This is a genomic window from Burkholderia sp. JPY481, assembly GCF_038900515.1.
Lineage (GTDB): Bacteria > Pseudomonadota > Gammaproteobacteria > Burkholderiales > Burkholderiaceae > Paraburkholderia > Paraburkholderia youngii.
In genome coordinates this window covers 871,262-897,610 of record NZ_JAYMRT010000001.1, presented here as the reverse complement: position 1 = coordinate 897,610, position 26,349 = coordinate 871,262, and the positions used below count along the sequence as shown (strand labels likewise).

Annotated in this window: 22 protein-coding genes; 14 read left to right on the top strand and 8 right to left on the bottom strand. The window is 67.2% G+C overall.

The window, feature by feature from the left end; translation table 11 throughout:
* Positions 1 to 28 precede the first annotated feature (28 nt).
* Complete coding sequence (locus VSR82_RS04050; protein ID WP_429458557.1) at positions 29 to 412, top strand: hypothetical protein; 384 nt, start codon at positions 29 to 31, stop codon at positions 410 to 412.
* On the top strand, positions 409 to 858 hold the full coding sequence (locus VSR82_RS04045; RefSeq protein ID WP_429458559.1) for an NUDIX hydrolase: 450 nt from the start codon (positions 409 to 411) through the stop codon (positions 856 to 858). The genes VSR82_RS04050 and VSR82_RS04045 overlap by 4 nt, the downstream gene beginning before the upstream one ends.
* A gap of 16 nt (positions 859 to 874) precedes the next feature.
* On the opposite strand, the gene VSR82_RS04040 is transcribed toward VSR82_RS04045, so the two are convergent.
* Entirely contained in the window at positions 875 to 1,864 is a 990-nt protein-coding gene (locus tag VSR82_RS04040; protein WP_429458561.1) for a transporter substrate-binding domain-containing protein, read from the bottom strand.
* Positions 1,865 to 1,968: 104 nt separating this feature from the next.
* Complete coding sequence (locus VSR82_RS04035) at positions 1,969 to 3,693, bottom strand: glutamine--tRNA ligase/YqeY domain fusion protein (protein WP_429458563.1); 1,725 nt, start codon at positions 3,691 to 3,693, stop codon at positions 1,969 to 1,971.
* 347 nt (positions 3,694 to 4,040) lie between these two features.
* On the opposite strand from VSR82_RS04035, the gene ggt reads away from it, so the two are divergent.
* Together ggt and VSR82_RS04025 are read left to right on the top strand one after the other, a co-directional pair.
* Positions 4,041 to 5,846, top strand: coding sequence for a gamma-glutamyltransferase (ggt, locus tag VSR82_RS04030; protein WP_429458565.1), 1,806 nt, complete (start codon positions 4,041 to 4,043; stop codon positions 5,844 to 5,846).
* Positions 5,847 to 5,901: 55 nt separating this feature from the next.
* On the top strand, positions 5,902 to 6,462 hold the full coding sequence (locus VSR82_RS04025) for an RBBP9/YdeN family alpha/beta hydrolase (protein ID WP_498857499.1): 561 nt from the start codon (positions 5,902 to 5,904) through the stop codon (positions 6,460 to 6,462).
* A gap of 18 nt (positions 6,463 to 6,480) precedes the next feature.
* On the opposite strand, the gene VSR82_RS04020 is transcribed toward VSR82_RS04025, so the two are convergent.
* Positions 6,481 to 7,701 carry a CaiB/BaiF CoA transferase family protein gene (locus VSR82_RS04020; protein WP_429461847.1) on the bottom strand — a complete coding sequence of 407 codons (1,221 nt, stop codon included), beginning with the start codon at positions 7,699 to 7,701 and terminating at the stop codon, positions 6,481 to 6,483.
* A 322-nt stretch (positions 7,702 to 8,023) separates the two neighbouring features.
* Here VSR82_RS04020 and alaS point away from each other — a divergent pair, with 322 nt between their 5' ends.
* A complete protein-coding gene (alaS, locus tag VSR82_RS04015) occupies positions 8,024 to 10,648 on the top strand; it encodes an alanine--tRNA ligase (protein WP_429458569.1) in 2,625 nt (874 codons plus the stop codon).
* Positions 10,649 to 10,811: 163 nt separating this feature from the next.
* Here alaS and VSR82_RS04010 read toward each other — a convergent pair whose 3' ends face one another.
* The gene (locus VSR82_RS04010; protein ID WP_368585271.1) at positions 10,812 to 11,732 is read right to left on the bottom strand and encodes a LysR family transcriptional regulator; all 921 of its coding nucleotides are present in this window, start codon (positions 11,730 to 11,732) and stop codon (positions 10,812 to 10,814) included.
* A 100-nt stretch (positions 11,733 to 11,832) separates the two neighbouring features.
* Between VSR82_RS04010 and VSR82_RS04005 the strand changes: the two genes are divergently transcribed.
* The 9 genes from VSR82_RS04005 to VSR82_RS03965 all read left to right on the top strand — a co-directional run bounded on the left by VSR82_RS04005 (position 11,833) and on the right by VSR82_RS03965 (position 20,498).
* Complete coding sequence (locus VSR82_RS04005) at positions 11,833 to 13,146, top strand: YbfB/YjiJ family MFS transporter (RefSeq protein WP_429458571.1); 1,314 nt, start codon at positions 11,833 to 11,835, stop codon at positions 13,144 to 13,146.
* Between the two features lie 87 nt (positions 13,147 to 13,233).
* On the top strand, positions 13,234 to 14,265 hold the full coding sequence (locus VSR82_RS04000; protein WP_429458573.1) for a threonine aldolase family protein: 1,032 nt from the start codon (positions 13,234 to 13,236) through the stop codon (positions 14,263 to 14,265).
* 126 nt (positions 14,266 to 14,391) lie between these two features.
* Complete coding sequence (locus tag VSR82_RS03995; protein ID WP_368585274.1) at positions 14,392 to 14,922, top strand: NUDIX domain-containing protein; 531 nt, start codon at positions 14,392 to 14,394, stop codon at positions 14,920 to 14,922.
* A 160-nt stretch (positions 14,923 to 15,082) separates the two neighbouring features.
* On the top strand, positions 15,083 to 16,231 hold the full coding sequence (gene gbd / locus VSR82_RS03990; RefSeq protein WP_368585275.1) for a 4-hydroxybutyrate dehydrogenase: 1,149 nt from the start codon (positions 15,083 to 15,085) through the stop codon (positions 16,229 to 16,231).
* Positions 16,232 to 16,271: 40 nt separating this feature from the next.
* A complete protein-coding gene (locus VSR82_RS03985) occupies positions 16,272 to 16,721 on the top strand; it encodes an acyl-CoA thioesterase (RefSeq protein ID WP_410849511.1) in 450 nt (149 codons plus the stop codon).
* Positions 16,722 to 16,725: 4 nt separating this feature from the next.
* On the top strand, positions 16,726 to 17,664 hold the full coding sequence (locus VSR82_RS03980) for a branched-chain amino acid ABC transporter permease (RefSeq protein ID WP_429458576.1): 939 nt from the start codon (positions 16,726 to 16,728) through the stop codon (positions 17,662 to 17,664).
* Entirely contained in the window at positions 17,657 to 18,979 is a 1,323-nt protein-coding gene (locus VSR82_RS03975) for a branched-chain amino acid ABC transporter permease (protein WP_429458578.1), read from the top strand. Before VSR82_RS03980 ends, VSR82_RS03975 begins: the two co-directional genes overlap by 8 nt.
* A complete protein-coding gene (locus VSR82_RS03970; protein ID WP_429458580.1) occupies positions 18,976 to 19,776 on the top strand; it encodes an ABC transporter ATP-binding protein in 801 nt (266 codons plus the stop codon). Before VSR82_RS03975 ends, VSR82_RS03970 begins: the two co-directional genes overlap by 4 nt.
* Positions 19,773 to 20,498, top strand: coding sequence for an ABC transporter ATP-binding protein (locus VSR82_RS03965; protein WP_429458582.1), 726 nt, complete (start codon positions 19,773 to 19,775; stop codon positions 20,496 to 20,498). The genes VSR82_RS03970 and VSR82_RS03965 overlap by 4 nt, the downstream gene beginning before the upstream one ends.
* Before the next feature lie 76 nt (positions 20,499 to 20,574).
* Here VSR82_RS03965 and iolB read toward each other — a convergent pair whose 3' ends face one another.
* The 4 genes from iolB to VSR82_RS03945 are packed head-to-tail and all read right to left on the bottom strand — an operon-like array spanning position 20,575 to position 26,294.
* Entirely contained in the window at positions 20,575 to 21,375 is an 801-nt protein-coding gene (iolB, locus tag VSR82_RS03960; RefSeq protein WP_368587200.1) for a 5-deoxy-glucuronate isomerase, read from the bottom strand.
* Positions 21,372 to 22,280 carry a myo-inosose-2 dehydratase gene (gene iolE, locus VSR82_RS03955; RefSeq protein ID WP_410849506.1) on the bottom strand — a complete coding sequence of 303 codons (909 nt, stop codon included), beginning with the start codon at positions 22,278 to 22,280 and terminating at the stop codon, positions 21,372 to 21,374. Before iolE ends, iolB begins: the two co-directional genes overlap by 4 nt.
* Positions 22,281 to 22,299: 19 nt before the next feature.
* Positions 22,300 to 24,273, bottom strand: coding sequence for a 3D-(3,5/4)-trihydroxycyclohexane-1,2-dione acylhydrolase (decyclizing) (gene iolD, locus VSR82_RS03950; protein ID WP_429458585.1), 1,974 nt, complete (start codon positions 24,271 to 24,273; stop codon positions 22,300 to 22,302).
* Positions 24,270 to 26,294, bottom strand: coding sequence for a bifunctional 5-dehydro-2-deoxygluconokinase/5-dehydro-2-deoxyphosphogluconate aldolase (locus VSR82_RS03945; protein ID WP_410849504.1), 2,025 nt, complete (start codon positions 26,292 to 26,294; stop codon positions 24,270 to 24,272). Before VSR82_RS03945 ends, iolD begins: the two co-directional genes overlap by 4 nt.
* Positions 26,295 to 26,349: the final 55 nt, after the last annotated feature.

Below are 26,349 nucleotides of genomic sequence, written 5' to 3'. Positions count from 1 at the left end.
GCCGTGCGCACCTCAAGGAGAGTCCCACATGTCGACGCGAACCCGTGTGCTGTTCCGCCTCAGTGCCGCGAGCCTGCTGCTCGGCGCGGCGATCGGCGCGCAAGCGGCGAACCTCGCCTTTCTGAACGACACGCCGATCACCTACATGAAGCAGCGCGACAACGACTCGATCAAGCACGCGGTCATGAGCGCGCTCAATGACAGAAAGGACGGCGACAGCTTCACGTGGGTCAACGACGGCACCGGCAATAGTGTGAAGATCGACGCGACCATCACGATGGACAGCACCTCGACCGAAGGCGGGCGCACTTGCCGCGTCCTCGGCGTCGTACTCAATGCGAAAGGGCAATCGATGAACCTGCGTCCGAACTTCTGCAAGGTAGGCGGCGCCTGGCAACTGCAGAAGCGATGAGCCCGCGAATCGTCTCGTGCGGGATCGTGCTGCTCGATCCCGACGGACGCGTGCTGCTCGCGCACGCCACCGAAACGTCGCACTGGGATATTCCAAAAGGGCAGGGCGAGGACGGCGAGGCGCCGCACGAGACCGCGCTGCGCGAGATGGTCGAGGAAACCGGCATCGCGCTCCAGGCGGGCCGCCTGAAGGATCTCGGCCTGTTCGTCTACCGGCGCGACAAGGACCTGCATCTATTCGCGGCGCGCGCGAGTGCCGGCGAACTCGATCTGAGCGTGTGCACCTGCACGTCGCTGTTTCCGCGCCGCTCGGACGGCACGCTGATCCCCGAAATGGACGACTACCGCTGGGCGTCGATCGAAGAGGTCCCGCTGTATGCGAGCCGTAGTCTGACGCGGCTCTTCGAGACGACGCTGTCGCTCGCGGAGCTGCACCGGTCGCTATAGACGGCGCGCGCCGCGTTCAGTCGAGCGCGCGGTCGTTAGGATGCGCGAACAACGCGCGGTTCTGCTCCGACAGCGGGAAATTGACATTGATGCCGCGCGGCGGAATCGGCTGCGTGAACCACTGCCGGTACAGACGCTCGGCGTCGCCGGACGTCTGCGAGCGCACGATCACGCGATTCACGAGCGCGCGAAACGGCTCGTCGCCCTTGCGGAACATGCACGCGTACACCTCATAGCCGAGCGGCGCACCCGTCACGATGAAATCGTCGGGATGCGGGTCGGTCGCCTTGAAACCGTAGACGATCGGCTCGTCCATCACGAACGCCACCGCGCGGCCGTCTTTCATTGCGTTGAAGGCTTCCTGATGGTCGCGCGCGCTCATGATGCGCATGTTCAACTGCTTCTCGGTGTTGAGGCTGCGCAGCAGGCGCTCGTCGGACGTGCCCGCGGTCGTCACGACCGGCTTGCCGGCCAGATCGGGGAAGTCGGTGATGCCGCTGTTCCTGCGCGTGATCATGCGCACCGCGTACTGGAACAGGCTGTCCGAAAACGCGGCGACGTTTTCGCGCTCGACCGTGTGCGTGGTCGAGCCGCATTCGAGATCGATCTGGTTGTTCAGCAGCATCGGCGTGCGGTTCGACGAAGTCACCGTGATTTCGTGAACCCGCAACTGCGCCATGCCGAGCGTCTTCCGGATTTCATCGACGATCTGCATCGCGATCGCCTGCGAGTAGCCGACCGTGCGCTTGCCGTCGAAGTACGAGAACGGGATCGATGCCTCGCGCACGCCGAGGACGACGACGCCGTCGTCGTGGATCTTTCTCAGCGTACCGGTCAGTTCATCCGCGCGTGCCGGGCCAGCGAACGCGACCGCACCGCAGGCGACCAGCGCAAGCAGCGCGCGGTGCAGATCGCGCACGAAGCGCGGCAAGCGTGAGCCGCGCGGACTCCTTGCGACGCAAATCCTACTTTCAGTCCCATCCCCGCGGCGGACTGCAACCTTCATCGGACCTCCCGGACCGGCGCGCCCAGGCGAGCGCGCATGAGTGTCGATCGAATCTCAGGCAACCGGTCTGGGCCCGGCAACGCCGGGCCGTCGCTGACGTGAGCTTAGGCCGGCTTGCCCCAACTGTCGCGCAGACTGACGATGCGGTTGAATACGGGCTTACCCGGCTTCGAATCGACGCGATCGGCAACGAAGTAGCCGTGGCGCTCGAACTGGTAGCGCTGCTCCGGCAGCGCATGGCGCGCGCCGGTTTCGAGGTAGGCGTGGACCACGCGCTTCGAGTCCGGATTCAGTGCTTCGAGGAAATCGCGGCCGCCGGCGTCCGGTTGCGGTTCCTTGAACAGCCGGTCGTAGATGCGCACTTCGGCCGGGCACGCAGCCGCGGCGCTGACCCAGTGGATGTTGCCCTTGACCTTGTAATTGTTCGCGCCTTCGGTGCCCGATTTGCTGTCCGGGAAGTAGTTGCAATGCACCGCGACGATGTTGCCGTTCTCGTCCTTGTCCGCGTGCGTGCATTCGATCACGTAGCCGTAGCGCAGGCGCACCTTGTTGCCCGGGAACAGACGGAAGTAGCCCTTCGGCGGCGTTTCCGTGAAATCCTCGCGCTCGATCCACAGCTCGCGGGAAATCGGAAACTCGCGCACGCCCTGTTCCGGATGATGCGGATGCACCGGTGCGTGGCACGGCTCGGTGAGGCGTTCGGGGAAGTTGTCGATGATCAGCTTGACCGGATCGAGCACGGCGGCGATGCGCGGCGCCTTCTCGTCGAGATCGTCGCGCAGCGCGCCTTCGAAGACGCTCATATCGATCCACGAGTCGACCTTGGTCACGCCGATGCGCTCGCAGAACAGCTGGATCGATTCGGGCGTGAAGCCGCGCCGGCGCACCCCGACGATGGTCGGCATGCGCGGGTCGTCCCAGCCTTCCACATGGCCTTCGTTGACGAGTTGCAGCAGCTTGCGCTTGCTGGTGATCGCATAGGTCAGGTTCAGGCGCGAAAACTCGATTTGCTGCGGCAACGGACGCTTGAAGATGCCGGCTTCGGCGAGCTCGTTCAGGATCCAGTCGTACAGCGGGCGGTGATCTTCGAATTCGAGCGTGCACAGCGAATGCGTGATGTTTTCGAGCGCGTCCGAGATGCAGTGCGTGTAGTCGTACATCGGGTACACGCACCAGGTGTCACCGGTACGGTAGTGATGCGCGAAGCGGATGCGATAGATGACCGGGTCGCGCATGTTGAAGTTCGGCGACGACATGTCGATCTTCGCGCGCAGCACGTGCTCGCCTTCCTTGAACTCGCCCGCCTTCATGCGGCGGAACAGGTCGAGGTTTTCTTCGACCGAACGATCGCGGAAACGCGACGGCGTGCCGACTTCGGTGGCCGAGCCACGGTTCGCGCGCATTTCCTCGGCCGACTGGCTATCCACGTACGCCTTGCCGCGCTGGATCAGCAGCTCGGCAAACTCGTACAGCTTGTCGTAGTAGTCGCTCGCGTAGTACAGATGTTCGGTGCGGTCCTTTTCCCATTCGAAGCCGAGCCAGCGCACCGAGTCGATGATCGACTCGACGTACTCGACGCTTTCCTTCTCTGGATTGGTGTCGTCGAAGCGCAGATGGCACACGCCGCCGTAGCTGCGCGCGACGCCGAAGTTCAGGCAGATGCTCTTCGCGTGACCGATGTGCAGATAGCCGTTCGGCTCCGGCGGGAAGCGCGTTTCGACGCGCTGGCTCCATTTGCCGGTGCGGTTGTCGTCGTCGATGATGTTGCGGATGAAATTGGATGCCGTGGGCGCGTCGTTGCGATCAGCGTCTTTGCGTTCGGTATTCATGCGAGAAGGTGAGAGTCCGTGGGGCGCGCAATGCGCCCGCTTAGCCGACAATTCTACCTGACGAGCCCGCTCGCGGCAGGCGCTTGCGGCGCGCAGCCAACGGCGGGGCGGGTCTGGCGCGGATGCCGCAGTCGCCGAAGGAGGCGCGCGGGGCTGTAACAGGAGGTAAAACGGGTTGGCGGCGCGCGACGCGCCGACTTAGGATGCGCTGCTGCGCGCGGCCCGCGCACCCGGGCTGGGCCTTCGCGCGGGGCGGGCCGCCTGAGCTGTCCACGCTGTCCTTCATCGCTTGCACGAGGCTCCTTTGCTCGTGCGCCATGCTCGCTTCGTTGCCGGAGTTCTCCCGGATGTCTATCCCGATGCACGGCGCGTTTCGCGCGCCTTTTGCCGGCGCTTTGGCTAGCGCCCGATTTTCTTGCGGTACTCGTCGCGTGCTCGCTTCGGCCTGGTTTGCCGCGCTTGCCGTGAACGTGGCCGCGCCGCTGTCCGCCGCCGCGAAAACAGCGGCGCCGAAGCCGCCGCTCGATGCGTCGGCCGTCGCCGCGCCCGATGCCTATAGCGCCGACACCGCGCAGCAGATCTTTGCCGAAGGCGGCAACGCGGTCGATGCCGCAGTCGCGATGGCCTTCACACTCGCCGTCACGCGGCCCGATGCGGGCAACCTCGGCGGCGGCGGTTTCATGACGCTGCTGGTCGACGGCAAGCCGTATTTTCTCGACTATCGCGAGCGCGCGCCGCAGCAGGCGAACCGCGACATGTACCTCGACGACAAGGGCAACGTGGTGCCGGGCATGAGCACGGTCGGTCATCGCGCGGCGGCTGTGCCGGGCACCGTCGATGGTATGTGGCAAGCGCAGCGCCGCTTCGGCAAGCTTAAATGGAAGCAGGTGCTCGCGCCCGCGATCCATTACGCGACCGACGGCTTCCAGGTCGGCCCGCGCCTGCAGCAGCGGCGCGACGCGGCCGCGAAGGGTTTCGCCGGCAAGACCAATTTCGACGCCTATTTCGGCAACCTGAGAACGGGCGCGACGCTGCGCCAGCCGGAACTCGCGCAGACGCTCGGGCGAATCGCGAGCGACGGCGGCCGCGAGTTCTACGAGGGCCGCACCGCTCAAATGATCGCCGCGCAGATGTACGGCCACGGCCTGATCACGAGCCAGGATCTGAGCCAGTACAAGGCACTGTGGCGCGAGCCGCTCGCAGCCGACTGGCACGGCTACCGCGTGATCACCGCACCGCCGCCGAGCTCGGGCGGCATCGGGCTGATCCAGATGCTAAAGATGCGGGCCGCTCTGCAGCCGGCGTTCGACGGCCTCGCGTTGAATTCGGCGCCGTACATCCATCTGATCGCGCAGATCGAGGATCGGGTGTTCTCGGACCGGCAGCGCTATATCGGCGACCCGGACGCATCGCCGGTGCCGGTCGCGAAGCTGATCGACGACGCCTACGTCGCGCAGCGCGCGGCCGAAGTCAAAACCGACGAAGCGCCGGGCGCGGCGCCGGTGAAGCCCGGCGCTGACGGCGCCGAGGCGACGGAGAAGGCGCAAACCACGCATTTCTCGGTAGTCGACAAGTGGGGCAACGCGGTGTCGAACACCTACACGCTGAACGGCGATTTCGGCTCGGGCGTGGTGGTGGACGGCGGCGGGTTCCTGCTGAACGATGCGATGGACGATTTCTTGATCAAGCCGGCCGGCGCCGGGGCGACGGGCGCGTCGGGCGCGGCCTCGGCATCCGGCGCCGACGATGCCGAGCCGGACACGATCGCGCCGGGCCGCCGCCCGATTTCGTCGATGACGCCCACGCTGCTGCTGAAGGACGGCAAGATCGCGCTGGCGATCGGCACGCCCGGCGGCTCGCGCATCCTGACGACGATCTTCCAGGTGATGACGAATCTCTCCGACTTCGACATGTCGCCGACGGACGCGCTCGCCGCGATGCGGTTCCATCATCAGCTGCTGCCGCAAAAGACGATCTACTTCGAGCCGTACCATCCGGCGCCGGATGAGCTCGCCACGCAACTGAAGGCGCTCGGCTATACGGTCGAGCAGCAGCCGTACAACGGCGACGTGCAGATGATCCGCGTGAACGGCACGACGCCCGAGCCCGCGAGCGATCCCCGTGGTGCCGGCGTGGCACGCGTGATACGGTAGACGCCCCGCCGCGCTATCCCGCGAGCGGGCCATAAGCCGAACACGGGGAAGCATGATGACCGAACAACAACCAACCACACTCGTACTGCCGGGCTATCTGGACTCCGGCCCAGGCCACTGGCAAACGCGCTGGGAAGCGCTCGATCCCGCGTTCGTCCGCGTGCGGATGCCGGATTGGGACCACCCTTCGCGAGACGCCTGGTGCCGCACGCTGGCCGCCACGCTCGACTCCCTCGACGCGCCGGTCGTGTTCGCCGCTCACAGCCTCGGCTGTCTGACCACGGCGTTCTGGGCCTCGCGGTACGCGAGCGCGGCGCAACTCGCGAAGGTGGCCGGCGCGCTGCTGGTCGCCGTGCCCGATCCGGCCGAAGCGCATTTCCCGCGGGACGCGACCGGCTTTGCGCCGGTGCCGCTCGAACGCCTGCCGTTTGCGACGATCGTCGTGGCGAGCAGCGACGATCCGTATGGCGGCGTGCCGTTTTCACAAACCTGCGCGAACGCGTGGGGCAGCCGCTGGATCGAGATTGGCGCGCGCGGCCACATCAACGCCGATAGCGGCCTCGGCGATTGGGACGAGGGGCGCAGCTGGCTGGCTTCGCTAAGGGCGCCGCGCTGAGTCTCGTCGCATCGTCGATCAGATCACCGCCTTTCGCTTCAACTCCGCCATCGTCTGCGCGTCGTATCCGAGCAGGTCGCGCAGCACACGCTCGGTGTGCTCGCCGAGCAGTGGCGGATGGCTCAGCGCCTGCGGCGGCGTGCCGGTCATGTTGATCGGATTGCGCACGAGCTTGACCGTGCCGCCCGACGGATGCGGCAGATCCACCTGCAGACCGCGCGCGACCACCTGCTCGTTGTCGAACACTTCGTCGAGGTTGTTGATCGGCCCGCACGGCACGCCGGCCGCTTCGAGCGCCGCGATCCATTGCTGCTTGCCTTGCAGACGGACCATGTCCGCGAGCATCGGCACGAGCAGTTCGCGGTTGCGCACGCGCGCGGGGTTGGTCGCGAAACGGTCGTCGTCGGCGAGCTCCGGGCGGCCGCCCACCTCGACGAACTTGCGGAACTGGCCGTCATTGCCGACCGCGACGATGATCCAGCCATCGCTCGTCTGGAAGGTCTGGTAGGGCACGATGTTCGGATGCGCGTTGCCCCAGCGCACTGGCGGCTGGCCGCTCGCGAGGTAGTTCGAGTTCATGTTGGCGAGCATCGCGACCTGCACGTCGAGCAGCGCCATGTCGATGTACTGGCCTTCGCCCGTGCGATCGCGGTGCGTGAGCGCGGTCAGCACGGCGATCGTCGAGTACATGCCGGTCATCAGGTCGGCGATCGCGACGCCGGCCTTCTGCGGGCCACCGCCCGGCTGACCGTCGCGCTCGCCGGTAATGCTCATGAAGCCGCCGATGCCCTGCACGATGAAGTCATAGCCGGCGCGCTGCGCATACGGCCCGGTCTGCCCGAAGCCCGTGACCGAGCAGTAGATCAGGTCGGGCTTCACCGCTTTGAGCGATTCGTAGTCGAGGCCGTACTTCTTCAGCTGGCCGACCTTGTAGTTTTCGAGCACGACGTCGCTTTGCGCGGCCAGCTCGCGCACGATCCGCTGGCCCTCGGGCGACGCGATGTCGAGCGTGACCGAGCGCTTGTTGCGGTTCGCCGCGAGATAGTAGGCGGCTTCGCGCGTGTCCGCGCCGTCCGGCGTCTTCAGATACGGCGGCCCCCAGTGGCGCGTGTCGTCGCCGACCTCGGGGCGTTCGATCTTGATGACGTCGGCGCCGAAATCGGCGAGCGTCTGCGCGCACCACGGACCGGCGAGCACGCGGGTGAGATCCAGCACGCGGATATGACTGAGAGCGCCCATGTTCCTGAATGTCTCCTGATGGTTGCAGGCCGCGCGGCGAGCCGCCATGCGCAATTTCGCGCGACGTTTCGTGGAAGTCATCTTAAGCGATTCCCGCTCGCGGGCGCAGTCAGCCGAACGTCATAGCGCCGATCGGACGATCGGACGCGCGCGTGTCGCAGCGGGCGCATGCCGTGCTGGCCGGATCGCCAGCCAGGCGGCGCGCGGTGCCGCGCACGCGTGCCGATCCCGTATAATCAGTCGTTTAAAGAAACAGACAGTTGGCGCATCCCATCGACCGCCAGTCTTCGTCAGGAACCGTCAGGACCGTCCCCCGCACGCTATGAAAGCCGCTGATATCCGCGAGAAATTCCTCAAGTTCTTCGAATCGAAGGGCCATACGATCGTCCGTTCGTCGAGCCTCGTGCCCGGCAACGACCCGACGCTGCTCTTCACCAATTCGGGGATGGTGCAGTTCAAAGATGTGTTCCTCGGCGCGGAGTCGCGTCCGTATTCGCGCGCCACGACCGCGCAGCGCAGCGTGCGCGCCGGCGGCAAGCACAACGACCTCGAGAACGTCGGCTACACCGCGCGTCACCACACGTTCTTCGAGATGCTCGGTAACTTCTCGTTCGGCGACTACTTCAAGCGCGATGCGATCCACTACGCGTGGGAACTGCTGACCGAAGTCTACAAGCTGCCGAAAGACAAGCTGTGGGTCACCGTCTACCAGGAGGACGACGAAGCGCACGACATCTGGGCGAAGGAAGTGGGCGTGCCGGTCGAGCGCATCATCCGCATCGGCGACAACAAGGGCGCGCGCTACGCGTCGGACAACTTCTGGCAGATGGCCGACACCGGGCCGTGCGGCCCGTGTTCGGAAATCTTCTACGACCACGGCCCGGACGTGTGGGGTGGCCCGCCGGGGTCTCCCGACGAAGACGGCGACCGCTACATCGAAATCTGGAACCTCGTGTTCATGCAGTTCAACCGCGACGCGCAGGGCAACATGACGCCGCTGCCGAAGCAATGCGTGGACACCGGCATGGGCCTCGAGCGTATCGCCGCGGTGCTGCAGCACGTGCACAGCAACTACGAGATCGACCTCTTCCAGGCGCTCATCCAGGCCGCTGGTCGCGAAACCGGCGTGACCGATCTGACCAACAACTCGCTGAAGGTGATCGCCGATCACATCCGCGCGTGCTCGTTCCTGATCGTCGACGGCGTGATTCCGGGCAACGAAGGCCGCGGCTACGTGCTGCGCCGCATCGTGCGCCGCGCGATCCGCCACGGCTACAAGCTCGGCAAGAAGGGTTCGTTCTTCCATCGCCTCGTCGCCGACCTCGTCGCGCAGATGGGCGAAGCCTATCCGGAACTGGCACAGGCCGAGAAGCGCGTGACCGACGTGCTGCGTCAGGAAGAAGAGCGCTTCTTCGAGACGATCGAGCACGGCATGTCGATTCTCGAAGCCGCTTTGGCCGATCTCGACGCGAAGGGCGGCAAGACGCTCGACGGCGAACTCGCGTTCAAGCTGCACGACACCTACGGCTTCCCGCTCGACCTGACCGCGGACGTCTGCCGCGAGCGCGAAGTGACGGTCGACGAACCCGCGTTCGACGACGCGATGGCGCGTCAGCGCGAGCAGGCGCGCGCGGCGGGCAAGTTCAAGATGGCCCAGGGCCTCGAATACTCGGGCGCGAAGACCACCTTCCACGGCTACGAAGAAATCGTCTTCGACGACGCGAAGGTCGTCGCGCTGTATGTGGACGGCGCGTCGGTGCAACAGGTGCAGGCCGGCCAGCCGGCGGTCGTCGTGCTCGATCACACGCCGTTCTACGCGGAGTCGGGCGGCCAGGTCGGCGACCAGGGCGTGCTCGCGAACGCGAGCACGCGCTTTGCCGTTGCCGATACGCTGAAGGTGCAGGCCGACGTGGTCGGCCATCACGGCACGCTCGAGCAGGGCACGCTGAAGGTTGGCGACGTCGTCAAGGCGGAAATCGACGCGGTGCGCCGCGCTCGCACGGCGCGCAACCACTCGGCCACGCACCTGATGCACAAGGCGCTGCGCGAGGTGCTCGGTTCGCACGTGCAGCAGAAGGGCTCGCTCGTCGACGCAGACAAGACCCGCTTCGACTTCGCGCACAACGCGCCGATGACGGACGAACAGATCCGCCGCGTCGAGGAAATCGTCAACGCGGAAGTGCTGGCGAACGCGCCCGGCATCGTGCGTTTGATGTCGTACGACGATGCGGTGAAGGGCGGCGCGATGGCGCTGTTCGGCGAAAAGTACGGCGACGAAGTGCGCGTGCTCGACCTCGGCTTCTCGCGTGAGCTGTGCGGCGGTACGCACGTGAATCGCTCGGGCGACATCGGCTTCTTCAAGATCGTGATGGAAGGCGGCGTCGCGGCCGGTATCCGCCGCGTCGAAGCGATCACCGGCGACAACGCGGTGCGCTACGTGCAGGAGCTCGAAGCGCGCGTCAACGCGGCCGCGGCCGTGCTGAAGGCGCAACCGGCGGAACTCACGCAGCGCATCGGCCAGGTGCAGGACCAGGTGAAGGCGCTCGAGAAGGAACTGAGCGCGCTGAAGTCGAAGATGGCGTCGAGCCAGGGCGACGAGCTCGCGGGCCAGGCGATCGACGTCGGCGGCGTGCACGTGCTCGCGGCAACGCTCGAAGGCGCGGATGTGAAGACGCTGCGCGAAACGGTCGACAAGCTCAAGGACAAGCTGAAGAGCGCGGCGATCGTGCTCGCGTCGGTCGAAGGCGGCAAGGTCAGCCTGATCGCCGGTGTGACCGCCGACGCCAGCAAGAAGGTCAAGGCGGGCGAACTGGTCAACTTCGTGGCCCAGCAGGTGGGCGGCAAGGGCGGTGGCCGTCCGGACATGGCGCAGGCTGGCGGTACCGAGCCGGCCAACCTGCCGGCGGCGCTCGCGGGCGTCAAGGGCTGGGTCGAAGCACAGCTTTGAATCTGATGGTCGGTTGAGTCCGGCTCGACGCGAAGTCGAGCCGGGTTCGACAAAGGGGCCACGCGGCGCGCCAGCAGAATCGGCGCGTTGCGTGGCCCCTTCGCTTTTGCCGAAGCCGATCGGCTTGCGTCGAACCTCTTTGCCGGCGCGGTGGATTCAACGATCAGACCGCATTGGTATCCACGGGCGCCGCCGCATCCGCGTCGGCCGTCCCTTCCTGCGACGCGACCAGCGCGCGCCGCAACGCGTTGAGCGCCGACGAAAAATGCCCGCGTCGCCAGAGCAGCAGCGTGTCGATGATGCCGATATCGGGCAACTCGTGCACCGCGATATTGCTCGTGTCGGGCTGCAGATCGAGCACCGAGCGCGGTGCGACCGCGACGCCCGCGCCGGCCGCCACGCACGCGACGATCGCGTGATACGAGCCGAGCTCCAGCACGCGCTCCGGTCGCACCCCGTGCTCCAGATACCACTTCTCGATATACGCGCGGTAGGCGCAGCCGCGCTCGAACGCGATCAGCGTCGATAGCGCGATGTCGCGCACCTCGCGGATCGGCCGATGGCCGCGCGGCGTCAGCATCACGAGTTCTTCGCGGAAGATCGGCACGGTTTCGAACACATCGCCGAGCGTCGCAGGATCGAGCGGCGTCGCGACCAACGCCGCATCGACCTCGAACTCGCGCACGCGCTCGATCAGCCTGCCGGTCGTGCCGGTCTCCAGCTCCAGTTCGACGGCCGGCCATTGCTGGTGATATTGCGCGAGCAGGGCCGGCAGACGCGTCGCCGCGACGCTTTCCATCGTACCGAGACGCAGCCGCCCGCTCGGACGATCCTCGCGCACCGCGTGACGCGCCTCGTCGGCGAGCGCGAGCAGCCGTTCCGCGTAGGGCAGCAGGGTCTCGCCGGCCGGCGTCAGCACGAGCCGGCGGCCGTCGCGGATGAACAACTCGGTGCCGAGTTGCTCCTCGAGCTGCTTGATGCGCGTGGTCACGTTCGATTGCACGCGATTGAGCTTCGCCGCAGCGCGCGTCACGCCGTTTTCGCGTACTACCGCGCGAAAAATCGTCAGAGCAGCCAGATCCATGATTCTCTCCCGGCGATGAATTACATTCTAATTATTCATTTTTCGTGATCGAAAGGTCAAGCTAATATGGATTCACCCCATCGCTGCTTGACCGTCCGACATGAACGACCTGGCTTCCCACGCGTACCGGCGCTTTCACGAACCGCACGCCGCCCGGCGCGCGGCGCTCGCCTGCATGGCCGCGCTGGCCGTCGCGCTCGGGATCGGGCGCTTCGCATTCACGCCGCTGCTGCCGCTGATGCTGCACGGCGCGGCGCTCGGCCAGCCGCACCTCGATATCCAGCATGGCGGCTGGCTCGCGTCGTTCAATTACGCCGGCTATTTCGTCGGTGCGATGACCTGCGCGGCGCTGCGGGCAGAGCCCGCGCGGATGGTGCGCGTCGGACTCGCCGCGACCGTGCTGCTCACGCTCGCGATGGGCGTCACCGGCCAGTTCTGGGTGTGGGCGCTGGTGCGCTTCGTCGCCGGCGCGGTCAGCGCATGGACCTTCGTGTTCGCGTCGCAGTGGGGCTTGCGGCGGCTCGCCGAACTCGGCGCGCATGCGTGGAGCGGGGTCATCTACACCGGGCCGGGCGTGGGCATCGTCGGGACCGGCTTGCTGGTCAGCGTCGCGGGTGGCTATGGCGCGGTGGTCGGATGGATCGGCTTTGCGGTGATCGGCGCGGTGCTGACCGTGCTGGTGTGGCCCGTGTTCGCCGAGACAGGGCGCGCGGGGGCAGCGCGGCCTGCCGTTGCGAGCTCCTCGGCAGCAAAATCCGCCACTGGATCACGCACTGGCGCAAACCCGCCGCCCCGTACGGCCGGCGTTCAGACGAGCCATGCCGTCCACCGCAGCGACGCGTTCTGGCTGGTGCTGCTCTACGGTATCCCGGGCTTCGGCTACATCATCACCGCGACCTTTCTGCCGGTCATCGCGCGCCACGCGTTGCCGGGCTCGGCATGGCCGGACCTGTTCTGGCCGATGTTCGGTGCCGCGCTGATCGTCGGCGCGTTGCTCGCCGCGCGTTTGCCGTTGCATTGGGACAACCGCACGCTGCTCGCAGGCTCATATGTGCTGCAGGCAATCGGCATCGCGTTGGGCATCGTGTGGCCGACGGCGGGCGGGTTTTCGCTCGGCAGCATCCTGATCGGCCTGCCGTTTACCGCGATCACGCTATTCGCGATGCGCGAGGCGCGGCGGCTGCGCGGCGACGATGCGGCCGGGCTGATGGGTTACGCGACGGCGGCCTATGGCATCGGACAGATCGCGGGTCCGTTGGTGGCAGCGCCGATTGCCGCCCACACGGGATCGTTTTCGCTGGCGCTGTGGCTCGCCGCGGGCGCGCTGCTGGCGGGGGCGGTAGGGCTGATCGCGGTGATGCGCGTGCCGCGCGGCCCGCGCCGTGGCCGCATGCCGGATTGCGGTCGCAACTAGCGCCTGAAAACAAATCTCGCACGAGCGCACTAAAATGACCGCTTTCCGTCATTCCCTCGCGCCTGTCGCCGGGCGCGTCGCTCGACCATGCAACATTTCGCGTCCGACAACTATGCCGGCATCTGTCCCGAAGCGCTCGACGCGCTGATCGCCGCCAACAACAGCGGCCACGAGCCGGCCTACGGCGACGACTCCTGGACCAACCAGGTCTGCGACCGTCTGCGCGACCTGTTTCAAACCGATTGCGAAGTGTTCTTCGTGTTCAACGGCACGGCGGCCAATTCGCTCGCGCTCGCGTCGCTGTGCCAGTCGTACCACTCGGTGATCTGCCACGAACTCGCGCACATCGAGACCGACGAATGCGGCGGTCCGGAGTTCTTTTCAAACGGCTCGAAGCTGCTGACCGCGCCGGGCATCGGCGGCAAGCTCACGCCCGATGCGATCGAGTGCATCGTCACGCGGCGCGCCGATATCCACTATCCGAAGCCGAAGGTCGTCACGCTGACGCAGTCGACCGAGGTCGGCACCGTCTACAGCGTCGAGGAAGTGCGCGCGATCGCCGCGATCGCGAAGCGCCGTCATCTGAAGGTGCACATGGACGGCGCGCGTTTCGCGAACGCGGTCGCCGCGCTCGACGTGCATCCGTCGGAAATCACATGGCGCGCGGGTGTCGACGTGCTGTGCTTCGGCGGCACCAAGAACGGCCTGCCAGTCGGCGAGGCGGTGGTGTTCTTCGACCGCGCGCTCGCCGACGATTTCGCTTATCGGCTCAAGCAGGCGGGACAGCTGGCATCGAAGATGCGTTTCATTTCCGCGCCGTGGCTCGGCCTGCTCGACAACGACGTATGGTTGCGCAATGCACGTCACGCGAACGCGATGGCGCGTCTGCTGGAGGCGCGGTTGCAGGAAATCCCGGGCGTGAGCATCATGTTTCCGAGCGAATCGAACGCGGTGTTCGCGCAGTTGCCGCCGCATGCCGCGAAGACGATGCGCGCACGTGGCTGGAAGTTTTACGAGTTCATCGGCGCGGGCGGTTGCCGGCTGATGTGCGCGTGGGACACGCAGCCCGAAACGGTCGAGCGTTTCGCGGCCGACGTACGCGAACTGTGCATCGCGTGACCGAAGACGCATGAAGCTGCCGGAGCCTGAGTGACTGCCGGCGCCTCGGCGCACCACTCGGTACACGCGCAATGCCACACCACTACGACCCGCCAAAAAACAGGAAACAACGAGACGTCCCCCGCCATGACCGAGTACCGATTCTGTCCCCGCTGCGCGAAGCCTCTGACCGAACGCACCGACCCCGAACACGACGGTGGCCGCGTCCGTCAGATCTGTCCCGACACCGAGTGCGGTTATGTTCATTGGAATAATCCGCTGCCGGTCGTCGCCGCGATCGTCGAGTACGAGGGCAAGGTTCTGCTTGCGCGCAACGCCGCATGGCCCGAGGGCAGGTTCGCGCTGATCACCGGCTTCCTCGAAAACGGCGAGACGCCGGAGCAGGGCATCGCTCGCGAAGTGATGGAGGAGACGTCGCTGCACACGGAATCGGTCGAACTGATCGGCGTGTACGAATTCATCCGCAAGAACGAGCTGATCATCGCGTATCACGTGAAGGCGCATGGGACGATCGCGCTGTCGCCGGAACTCCTGGAATACCAGCTCGTCGAGCCCGCGAAGCTGCGGCCGTGGCGCGCGGGCACGGGGCAAGCGCTCGGCGAATGGATGCGGCGGCGCAATTTGCCGTTCGAATTCGTCGAGCGGCCGGGGCTGTGAAGCGCTCGGCCCATCGAGCCGCAACATTGGCCAGCACACAGACAATGCGGACAACGCAGACAACATAGAGACAGCACACAGCAGCCATCGACGCATCATCGAATCGTTCATCCACGTCAATCAGCGGTCAATGAGCGCACGCTCAGGGAGAAGCAACGGCATGGCCTACATCTACTACCTGACCCATATTCATCTGGGCTACGACGCACTGTCGCAACTGTCGTCCGAGTGCGCGCGCATCGGCATCAGGCGGCCTCTGGTGATCAGCGACAAGGGCGTCGTCGCGGCCGGCATCGCGCGGCAGGCACTCGATGCGCTGAAGCTCGGCGACGTGCCGCTGTTCGACGACACGCCGTCGAATCCGACCGAGGACAAGGTGCTCGCGGCGGCCCAGGTGTATCGCGACGAGCGCTGCGACGGGCTGATCGCGGTGGGCGGCGGTTCGTCGATCGATCTCGCGAAGGGCGTCGCGATCGCGGCCACGCATCCGGGGCCGCTCACGCAGTACGCGACGATCGAAGGCGGCAGCGCGAAGATCACCGACGCCGTCGCGCCGTTGATCGCGATTCCGACCACGGCCGGCACCGGCAGCGAAGTCGCGCGCGGCGCGATCGTGATCCTGAACGATGGCCGCAAGCTCGGCTTTCATTCGTGGAGTCTGCTGCCGAAATCGGCGCTGTGCGACCCGGGTCTCACGCTCGGCCTGCCGCCGGGGCTGACCGCCGCGACCGGCATGGATGCGATCGCGCATTGCATCGAGACCTTCCTCGCGCCGGCCTTCAATCCGCCCGCCGACGGCATCGCGCTCGACGGCCTCGAACGCGCGTGGCACAGCATCGAGCGCGCGTGCGCGGACGGCAGCGATCGCGAGGCGCGCCTGAACATGATGAGCGCGTCGATGCAGGGCGCGATGGCGTTCCAGAAGGGCCTCGGCTGTGTGCATTCGCTGTCGCATCCGCTGGGCGGCCTGAAGGTGAACGGCCGCACGTCGCTGCATCACGGTACGTTGAACGCGGTCGTGCTGCCCGCGGTGCTGCGCTTCAACGAGCGCGCGCCGAGCGTGGTGGCCGAGCGCCGCTATGCGCGCATGCGTCGCGTGATGGGGGTGCCCGAGCATGCGGATCTCGCGCAGGCGCTGTTCGACATGACCGCGCGGCTCGGTCTGCCGACCGGCCTCAGGCAGATGGGCGTCGACGAAAGCATGTTCGACAAGGTCGTGCAGGGCGCGCTGCTCGATCACTGCCATCGCACGAATCCGCGTGAGGCGAGCGCCGACGACTATCGCCGCATGCTGACGGAATCTTTGTGACGCAGCCCCGCATCCTCGCATCCACCAACCGCCACGTCCGATGAACAAACCCGCCCCTGCCGGCCGCGCCGCGTATCCGCACTTCCTGTCGATCACCACGCGCTGGATGGACAACGACGTCTACGGCCACGTGAACAACGTCGTCTACTACAGCTACTTCGACACCGTCGTGAACGAGTATCTGATACGCGCGGGCGTGCTCGATTTCGAGCACGGCGCGACGATCGGGCTCGTCGTCGAGACGCAGTGCAACTACTTCGCGCCGCTCGTATTTCCCGATCGCATCGACGCGGGCTTGCGCGTCGCGCGGCTCGGCACGTCGAGCGTGCGCTACGAGGTGGGGCTGTTCCGCGACGGCGATGATGCGCCCGCCGCGCAGGGGCATTTCGTGCACGTCTACGTGGATCGCGCGACGCGGCGGCCAGTGAACCTGCCCGCCGAACTGCGCGCGGCGCTCGAACCGTTGTGCGTTGGCGGGACGGCGGACTAGACGCGTGCAGTCGTTCATCATCACTTTGCTCAACGGCCTGAGCTACGGGCTGTTGCTGTTCATGCTGTCGGCCGGGCTCACGCTAATCTTCAGCATGCTCGGCGTGCTCAACTTCGCGCATGCGAGCTTCTACATGCTCGGCGCGTACGTCGGCTTTTCGGTGGCGGCGCGCGCCGGTTTCTGGAGCGCGCTGGTGGTCGCGCCGCTCGTCGTCGGTCTGCTCGGCGCGGCGCTCGAGCGCTGGCTGCTGCGGCGCGTGCGCGGCCACGGTCATCTGCCCGAGCTTCTGTTGACGTTCGGCGCCGCGTATCTGCTCGGCGAACTCGTCAAGCTCGGCTGGGGGCTCAGTCCGCTGTCGGCGAGAATCCCGGCCGTGCTCGACGGTCCGCTGTTCTCGCTGTACGGCGCGGTTTTCACCCGCTATCGCGCGTTCATGATGGCGGTGTCGCTCGCGATGCTCGCGGCGCTCATCGCAATGCTGCGCGTATCGAAGACCGGCCTGATCGTGCGCGCCGCGCTCACGCATGCGCAGGCCGTCGAAGCGCTCGGCTACAACGTGCCGCGCGTGTTCACCGGCGTATTCGCGGCCGGCACCGCGCTCGCCGCGCTGGCCGGCGTGATCGGCGCGCCGCTGTTCGTGATCGAGCCGGCGATGGCGGAGTCGCTCGGCTCGATCGTGTTCGTCGTCGTCGTGATCGGCGGGCTCGGGTCGCTTAGCGGGGCGCTCCTCGCGTCGCTGCTGGTGGGGAGCGTGCAGACGCTGGCGGTCGCGAGCGATCTGTCGTTGGGCGACGCGGTGGCGCTCGTCGGCGCGGTGCTGCCGCCCGAATGGGACGCGCTGACGCTCGCGCAAGTCGCGCCGCTGCTGCCGTACCTACTGCTCGTCGCGGTGCTGGCGATGAGGCCGCGCGGGCTGTTCGGACGGCGTGACGATCATGCGTAAGCGGGGCGGGCCGTCAGATGCGCTGGAAAGCAGGGCGCCGCCGCGCAGGCGCGGTGGCGCGCTCGCGCCCTGGCTCGCGCTCGTCGCCTTTCTGGCCGTGCCGCCTTTCATCTGGCCGCACAGCTGGCTGCTCGCCTATCTCGCGCAAAGCGCCACGATGATCGTGTTCGCGCTGTCGTACAACCTGTTGCTCGGCGAGACCGGGCTGCTGTCGTTCGGACATGCCGCGTATGCGGGGCTCGGCGCGCTGATCGCCGCGCGCCTGTTCAACGCGGGCGGCGTGCCGCTCGTGCTGCTGCCGTTGGTCGGCGGCATCGGCGGCGCGCTGTGCGGCGTGCTGTTCGGCTTCATCGCGACGCGCCGTGCCGGCACCGCGTTCGCGATGATCACGCTAGGTCTCGGCGAGCTCGTCGTCGCGGCCGCGTGGACGCTGCCGGGCTGGTTCGGCGGCGAGGCGGGCGTCGCGATCGATCGCGCGAGCGGGCCGCTCTTCGGCGGCTGCAGTTTCGGTCCGGCGCGCGAGGCCTATGCGCTGATCGCGCTGTGGTGCGTCGTCGCGAGTGTCGCGATGTTCGCGCTGTCGCGCACGCCGTTCATGCGGCTCGCGAACGCGGTGCGCGACAACCCGGCGCGCGCGGCGGCGATCGGCTGCTATCCGCGCCGGGTTCGCTATGGCGTGGTCGTGCTGTCGGCGTTTTTCGCGGGCATCGCGGGGACGCTCGGGCTGATCAATATCGAACTCGTATCGACCGAAAGCGTCGGCATGATGCGCTCGGGCGCGGTGCTGATCGCGACCGTGATCGGCGGCACTGCCGCGTTTTTCGGGCCGGTCGCGGGGGCGATCGTGCTGACGTTTTTCAGCGTGGTGGTCGCGAGTGTCACGCGGGCGTGGCTGTTTTATCTCGGGCTGTTCTTTGTCGTCGTCGTGATGGCCGCGCCGGATGGGCTTGCGGGCTTTGCCTCGCGACACGTGGCGCGGATTGCGGCCTATGGCTGGCGAGGTTGCCGCGCCGCTTATCTGTGGAGCGCGGCGGCAGGGTTGCTGTGGCTCGCGGCCGTCGTGATCGCGGTGCAGTGGGCCTATGCGGCGCAGTTCGGTGCGGACGAAGGGGCGGCATTTAGCGCATTGTTCGGCGGCGGTGCGGGCGCGGGTGCCGATGTCACCGTCGCACCGATGCTGTTGCCGCTTCCTCTGGCGCTGGCATTCGTTGCGCTCGCCGCCCTGGCTGCATTGTCCACACGCCATGCGCTGCGCGCGCATGCACGCGTGAGCGCCCACGCACGCGCGGCACGTTCCTCCGGAGCCGCACGGTGATCCCCGCACTGGCGCTCTACGGCATCGAAAAGCGTTTCGGCGCGACGCAAATACTGCGCGGCGTCGATCTCGCGATCGAGCCCGGGGAGCGGCACGCGCTGATCGGCCCGAACGGCGCGGGCAAGTCGACGCTGTTCAACCTGATCGGGGGCGGCGCGCGGCCGAGCGCGGGGCGTATCCATCTGTTCGGCGCGGACATCACGCGGCTGGCGCCCGCCGCGATCGCGCGCCGCGGCCTCGCGCGCAGCTTCCAGAGCACCAGCGTGTTCGCGCGGCTGTCCGTGTTCGACAACCTGCGCTGCGCGGCGCAGCTTGCCGAGCGCGATCGCACGCGCTGGTGGCAGCGTCTGACCGGCACCGCCGCGATCGATGCGCGCGCCGCCGAGGTGCTCGATGCGGTCGGCCTCGGCCCGCGCCGCGACGTCGCGGCCGGCACGCTCAGCTACGCGGAGCAACGCGCGCTCGACCTCGGCATCGCGCTCGCCGGCGGCGCGCACACGCTGCTGCTCGACGAACCGACCGCGGGCATGAACCGCGCGGAGGCGGCGCGCGCGATCGAGCTGATCCGCGACACCACCGCGGGCCGCACGCTGCTGATGGTCGAGCACGACATGGACGCGGTGTTCGCGATCGCGGATCGGATTTCGGTGCTGGTGCAGGGGCGCATCATCGCGAGCGGGTCGCCGGGCGCGATTCGAGCGGACGCGGCGGTGCGGGCCGCGTATCTGGGTGAGCGCGTCGACCCGGGCTCACGCACTCGGGCCGGTGACGAACCCGGCAACGGGGCAGGCCGATGAGCGCGCTGCTCGACATTCGCGACCTCAACGCGTGGTACGGCGCGAGCCAGGCGCTGCACGGCGTCACGCTGAGCATCGAGCCCGGCGAAGTGATTGCGCTGGTCGGCCGCAATGGCTCGGGCCGCTCGACGCTTGCACGCGCGATCATGGGCCTCGTGCGCTGCGAGGGCGAACTGCGTTTCGCGGGGCGCTCGCTCGCGGGTCTGCGCACGTTCGAGATCGCGCGGCTCGGGCTCGGCTATGTGGCCGAGCATCGCGACGTGTTCGCCGCGCTGAGTGTGCATGAGAACCTGCTGCTCGGCATTGCGCCGGCTGCCGCATCGCGTGAGCGTGGCCGCGCGCCGCGCTTCACGCTCGACGACGCATATGCGCTATTCCCGGTGCTCGCCGAGCGCAAGCGCACGCGTGCCGGCGCGCTGTCGGGCGGCGAGCAACAGATGCTCGCGCTCGCGCGGGCGCTGCTCGGCGACCCCGATCTGCTGCTGATCGACGAGCCCGGCGAAGGGCTCGCGAGTCTCGTGATGCAGCAGGTCGCCGATTGTCTGCATGCGCTGCGCGAGCGTGGCGTCGCGATGTTGCTGATCGAACAGAGGCTCGTGATCGCGCAGGACATCGCGAGCCGCGTCGCGGTGATGGGGCACGGCGAGATCGTGTTCGACGGCGCGCTCGCGTCATTTCTGTCGCGTGACGATGTGATGCGCGAGTGGCTCGGCGTGGGTTGACGCGCAGGCTTGCGCGCGCCCGGCGCGGGGCGGGGGCTACGCTTGGGCACGCCAACGCGTCAAGGGTTTTGGATGGTCAAGCATCCTTATTGATGATCCACTCGTGCACCGGATCGTTATGGAAATGCCAGACCCGCTGGCTACCGGCCATCACGTTCAGATAATACGAGTCGTAGCCGTACGGCACGATGACCGGGTGATAGCCGCGCGGCACCATCACGACGTCGTGATCCTCGACGGCCATCGATTCGTCGATATCGCGCGAGTCGGTGTACACGCGCTGAAACGCGAAGCCTTGCGGCGGATCGAGCCGGTGGTAATAGGTTTCTTCGAGCGAGCTTTCGTGCGGAATGTTGTCGGTGTCGTGCTTGTGGGGCGGATAGCTCGACGCGTGACCGCCCGGCGTTCTCACTTCGACCACCAGCAACGACTCCGCCGGCTCGGTCTGCGGAAGAATGTCGCACACGTAGCGCGTATTCAGCGACTTGCCGCGCGTCGAGCGCTTCATCGACGCGGGCTCGATCAGCCGCGCCGGATACTCGCCCTTGGCCGGCGCACTCGCGACACCGATCTCCGCGTCGCGGTTCGCGCGCACCGTCGCGCGCACGTTCGGCGGCAGATACACCGCATACGGTGCCGCGTCTTCGAACACGCTGTCGCGCGAACCGAGCGAACTCCAAGTCGTATCCGGCGTTTCGACATCGACCGCGCCGCTCAGCACCACGATGCACGATTCGCGCGCCGGTTCGAATACATACACGAGTTCGTTCGCGCCGACCCGGTACGCGGCGAATCCTACATAGCGCCAGCAGGCCGACTGCGGCGTGACGCGCGCGATCGTCTGGCCTTCGCGCTCTGCCTTTACCAATAAGCTCATGCTGCCTCCTTGCCGAGCGGCGCATCGACGAGCGCCCGCAAAGTACCGTACCCCTTCTGCGCATAATCGAACGACGGTGCGACCACGGGGTCCTGCTCCGCCTCGACCACGAGCCAGCCGCAATAACCATGCCGCTTCAGCCGGTCGATCAGCGCCGGAAAATTGACCGCGCCGTCGCCGGGCACCGTGAACGCGCCGGCGATCACCGCATCGAGAAAACTCCAGTTGCGATTGCGCGCGAGCTTCATCACGGCGGGGCGCACGTCCTTGCAGTGCACGTGACAAACGCGCGCAATGTGCTTGTCGAGCACGGCCACCGGATCACCGCCCGCGAACGTGATGTGCCCGGCGTCGAACAGCAGGCCTACCGCATCGCTGGTGCGCGCCATCAACTGATCGACGTCGGCTGGCGTTTCGACATACGCGCCCATGTGATGATGATAGGCGAGCCGAACGCCACGGCTCAGCGTATAGCGCGCGAATTCATCGACGCGTGCCGCGTAGCCGGCCCATTGCGCGTCGCTGAAAAAGCGCGGCCGTTGATACAGCGGGCGCGGCGCGCCCTGGATCGAATCGGCGACCTCGCCATACACCATCACTGTCGCGCCGTTCTGCGCGAGCAATTCCAGATGCGAGCCGACCGCGTCGATTTCTTCCGCGACGCTGCGTTTGGCCAGTTGTCCCGAGTACCAGCCGGACACGAGCGCGAGGTCGTATTGCGCGAGCAGCGTTTTCAGCGCTTGCGGCTCGCGGGGAAACTTGTTGCCGAGCTCGAAGCCCTGGTAGCCGATCTGGCGGCCCTCGGTCAGCGCGACTTCGAGCGGCGTCTCGCCGCCGAGCGACGGCAGGTCGTCGTTCATCCACGACAGCGGATTGATGCCGATGCGTACGTCGAAAGCAGTCATGCAGAAGTCCTCATGGTTCTCAGTCGTGATCGGCGCCCTGTGGCGGCGAGGGCGGTGCGGAGGGCGCCGCGCGCGCGGCGAGCTGCGCGTCGTACTTCGCGCGGGCGTCGCGTACCTCGGTGCGCGTCGATACTTCGGGCACCGCGACTTCCCACCACCAGCCCCCGTCTTCGGTGGTGCGAGCCGGGTCGGTGTCGATGCTGATCACGTACGTGCCGTTGGCCGCGCGTGCGCGTTGCAGTGCCACTTCGAGTTCGGCGAGATTACGCGCATGTTCGGCTTGCGCGCCGAGCGCGCGCGCATGCGCGGCGAAGTCGATGCGCGGCACGCCTTCCGGTCCTTGCGCGCAATCGTCGAGCAGATTGTTGAACGGTGCGCCGCCGCAAGCCTGTTGCAGCCGGTTGATGCAGCCGAAGCCGCGATTGTCGAGCACGACGACGATCAGCTTCGCACCGAGCATCACCGAGCTCACGATCTCGCTGTTCATCATCAGATAGCTGCCGTCGCCGAGAATCACGATCACCTCGCGCTCGGGCCGCGCGAGCTTCACGCCGAGGCCGCCCGCGATCTCGTAGCCCATGCACGAGTAGCCATATTCGACGTGATACGCGCCGGGCCGGCCCGCGCGCCACAGCTTGTGCAGATCGGCGGGCAGCGTGCCGGCCGCGCAGACGACGATGTCGTCGGTCGGCGAGCGCGGGCTCGAACGCTGCACCGCGCCGATCACATCGCCCTCGTAGGGCAGCACCGCGTCGCGTTGCGGCGCATGCGTGAGCGTTTGCACGGTGTCGCGCCAACTGGCCGCGAGCTTGTGCGCGCGCGCGGTCCACGCGCGCTCGGCGTGCCAGCCTTGCAGCGGCCCGGCGAGCGCATCGAGCGCGAGCTTCACATCGGCTTCGACGACGAAGCCGCGATGCTTGAGCGCGTCGAAGCCATTCGCGTTGATCGCGATCACGTCGGCTTGCGTGAACAGCGTGTTCGAGCCGGTCGTGAAGTCCTGCAGCCGCGTGCCGAGCGCGAGCACGCAGTCGGCGTCATGCGCGAGTGCATTGGCGGCCGGCGAGCCGGTCACGCCGAGCGCGCCCGCATTCAGCGGATCGTTCCACGCGAGCGAGCTTTTGCCCGCCTGGGTTTCCGCGACCGGCACGCCATGCGCGCTCGCGAAGCGGTGCAGCGCATCGGCCGCGCGGCTGTACAGCACGCCGCCGCCCGCGACGATCAGCGGCCGCTTCGCGTGCCGCAAGCGCGCGCACGCGGCGTCGAGATCGTCGCTACGCGGGGCGGGCGCATGAATGCGCACGACGCGCGGCGTGAAAAAGTCCTCCGGAAAGTCCCATGCCTGCGCCTGCACGTCCTGCGGCAACGCGAGCGTGACGGGGCCACACAACGCCGCATCGGTCAGCACGCGGATCGCGCGCGGCAGCGCGCTCAGCAATTGCGCCGGATGCACGATGCGGTCGAAGTAACGCGACAGCGGCTTGAACGCGTCGTTCGCGGATACGCCGCCGTCGTTGAAATCCTCGAGCTGCTGCAACACCGGATCGGGCGCGCGCGACACGAAGATGTCGCCGGGCAGCAGCAGCACCGGCAGACGGTTCACGTGCGCGAGCGCGGCCGCGGTCAGCAGATTCGTCGCACCGGGGCCGATCGACGTCGTCACCGCCATCATGCGGCGGCGAAAGTGAGCCTTCGCGTAGGCGATCGCACTGTGTGCCATCGCCTGCTCGTTATGCGCCCGGAAAGTGGGCAGCGCGTCGCGATGCTGATACAGCGCCTCGCCGATGCCCGCGACGTTGCCGTGGCCGAAGATCGCGAACACGCCGCCGAACAGTGGTTCGACGCTGGCGCCGTCTTCGCTGGCGACGCGTTGCGCGGCGAGGTAGCGCACCAGCGCCTGTGCCATCGTCAGGCGAATCGTGCCGCCGGTGCGGGCGGGCGCTTGCGGCGCGCCGCTGGTGGATGGAGTGTCGTCATGCATGATGCCCTCGTTCATGCGGCTTGCTCCTGATGAGCGTGATGAGGTGTGCCATGCGCCGTCGGTTCGCCGCGCGCATTGCGCCACGCGGCGATCAGCGTTTCGAACGTGTGGCGCACGCGCGCGATCAGTTCGTCATCGCCGATTTCACCGGCGAGCCACGCATGGCTCGGTTCGTGAAAGATCGTGCGGCCGACCGTGAAGCCGCGGCACGTCGCCGCTTGCGCGGCCGCACGAAAGCCTTCGCTCAACTGCTCGACCGCCGCCGACAAGCCGAGCAGCACGACGCCGCGGCAATACGGATCGCGCTCGGCGATCAGCGCGTCGATGGCCTGCCATTGCGCGGCGTCCATCGGTTCGAGCTTCCACCACTCGGGGTAGATGCCGAGGTTGTACAGGCGCTTCAACGCGCGATACACGATGTCCGGCCCCTGCGGCAGCGACGCATGCTTCGGCGGAATCACTTCGAGCAGCAGTTCGTGGCCACTGGCCTGGGTCGCGTCATACAGCGCGCGCAGTTGCGCCTCCTGTTCGAGCCGCTGCTCGATCGGCTCATCGGGGTGAAACTGCACGAGGCATTTGGCGACGTGCTCCTGCGGCCACGCGATCAGCGTGGTGCCGATCGAGCGGCCATGATCGAACACGAGCGGCACGGAGTGGGGCAGCTCGACCGGACGGCCGATCCACCAGCCGCGGCCGGTCGCGGCATTCAGCGCGTCCTGACCATAGCGGTCGTCGATCAATACGCCGATGCGTCCCTGCAGGTTCAATGCGCGCTCGGTCTGGGCTACCGCTTCGACGAACAAGCCCTTCAACGAGGCAATGCGCGCTTCGTCCGCGCCGGTCTGCTGCGCGAGTTCGAAGAACGGGTTGCGATGATCGAACGCGAAGCCGAGTACTTCGTGCCACGCTTTACGCGCCGGCGACACGCGATGCAGTCTTGCGAGCTTCGCATCGCGATCGGGCCGGCGCATGCGCTGCGGATCGGCCTGCGCTTCGCGCAGGAAGTAGTCGAGTTCGGCCGGGGTCGGCATCGCCGGTGCGCAGCCGTGGCGTGATACGACCAGCGCGCCGCTCGCATTCGCGGCGCGCGCGCAGGCCTCGAGCGGCTGATCGCGCAGCCAGCCTGAGAGGAAGCCGGAAGCGAATGCGTCGCCCGCGCCGAGCACGTTCAGCACTTCGACTTCGACGCCGCCATGAATCGGCGCAGCGTCGAGCGATGCAGGCACCTCGCCGTCAATGATCTGACAGCCGAGCGGCCCGCGCTTCAGCACCAGCGTGGCCGGCGTCACGGCGCGCACCATCGCGAGCGCATCGCGCAGGTCGGTCTTGCCGCCGGCGATGCGAAACTCTTCCTCGGTGCCGATCACCAGATCGAACAGCGGCAGTATCCGCTGCAAATGCGTGCTGACACCCTCGCTCGCGACGAAACGCGTCTCGCCGTCGGCCTTGCCCGTCAGTCCCCACAGCACCGGGCGGTAGTCGATGTCGAGCACGGTGCGCACGTCGTTGCGGCGCGCGTATTCGAGCGCGCGGCGGCTCGTGCGATTGACCTGCTCGGTGGAAAAATGCGTGCCGGTGATCAGCAGCGCTTTCGACGACGCGATGAACGCCTCGTCGAAATCGGCCTCGTCGACCGCCATGTCCGCGCAGTTCTCGCGGTAGAAGATCAGCGGGAACGTGTCGCGGTCCTTCAGGCCGAGCAGCACGAGCGCGGTCAGCCGTTCGTGATCGATGCGCACGTGGCTCACGTCGCAGCCTTCCTTCGCGAGCGTCTCGGTCAGGAAGCGTCCCATGTGATCGTTGCCGACGCGCGCGAGCATGGCTGCGTCAAGCCCGAGCCGCGCGCAGCCGAACGCGATGTTCGCCGACGAGCCGCCGAGATACTTCGCGAAGCTCGACACGTCTTCGAGCCGCGCGCCGACCTGTTGCGCGTACAGATCGACGGCCAGCCGGCCGAGGCACACGATGTCGCGGGCGCGCCCCGGCGCGAACCGGCTGCTTGCTGCGTTACCGCTGGAGGTGCTGGAGTGAGCCATGAATAGTCCTGAATAACAGTGCGCGGTGAGTGCGCGATGGCTGGCCGGGCGAAAC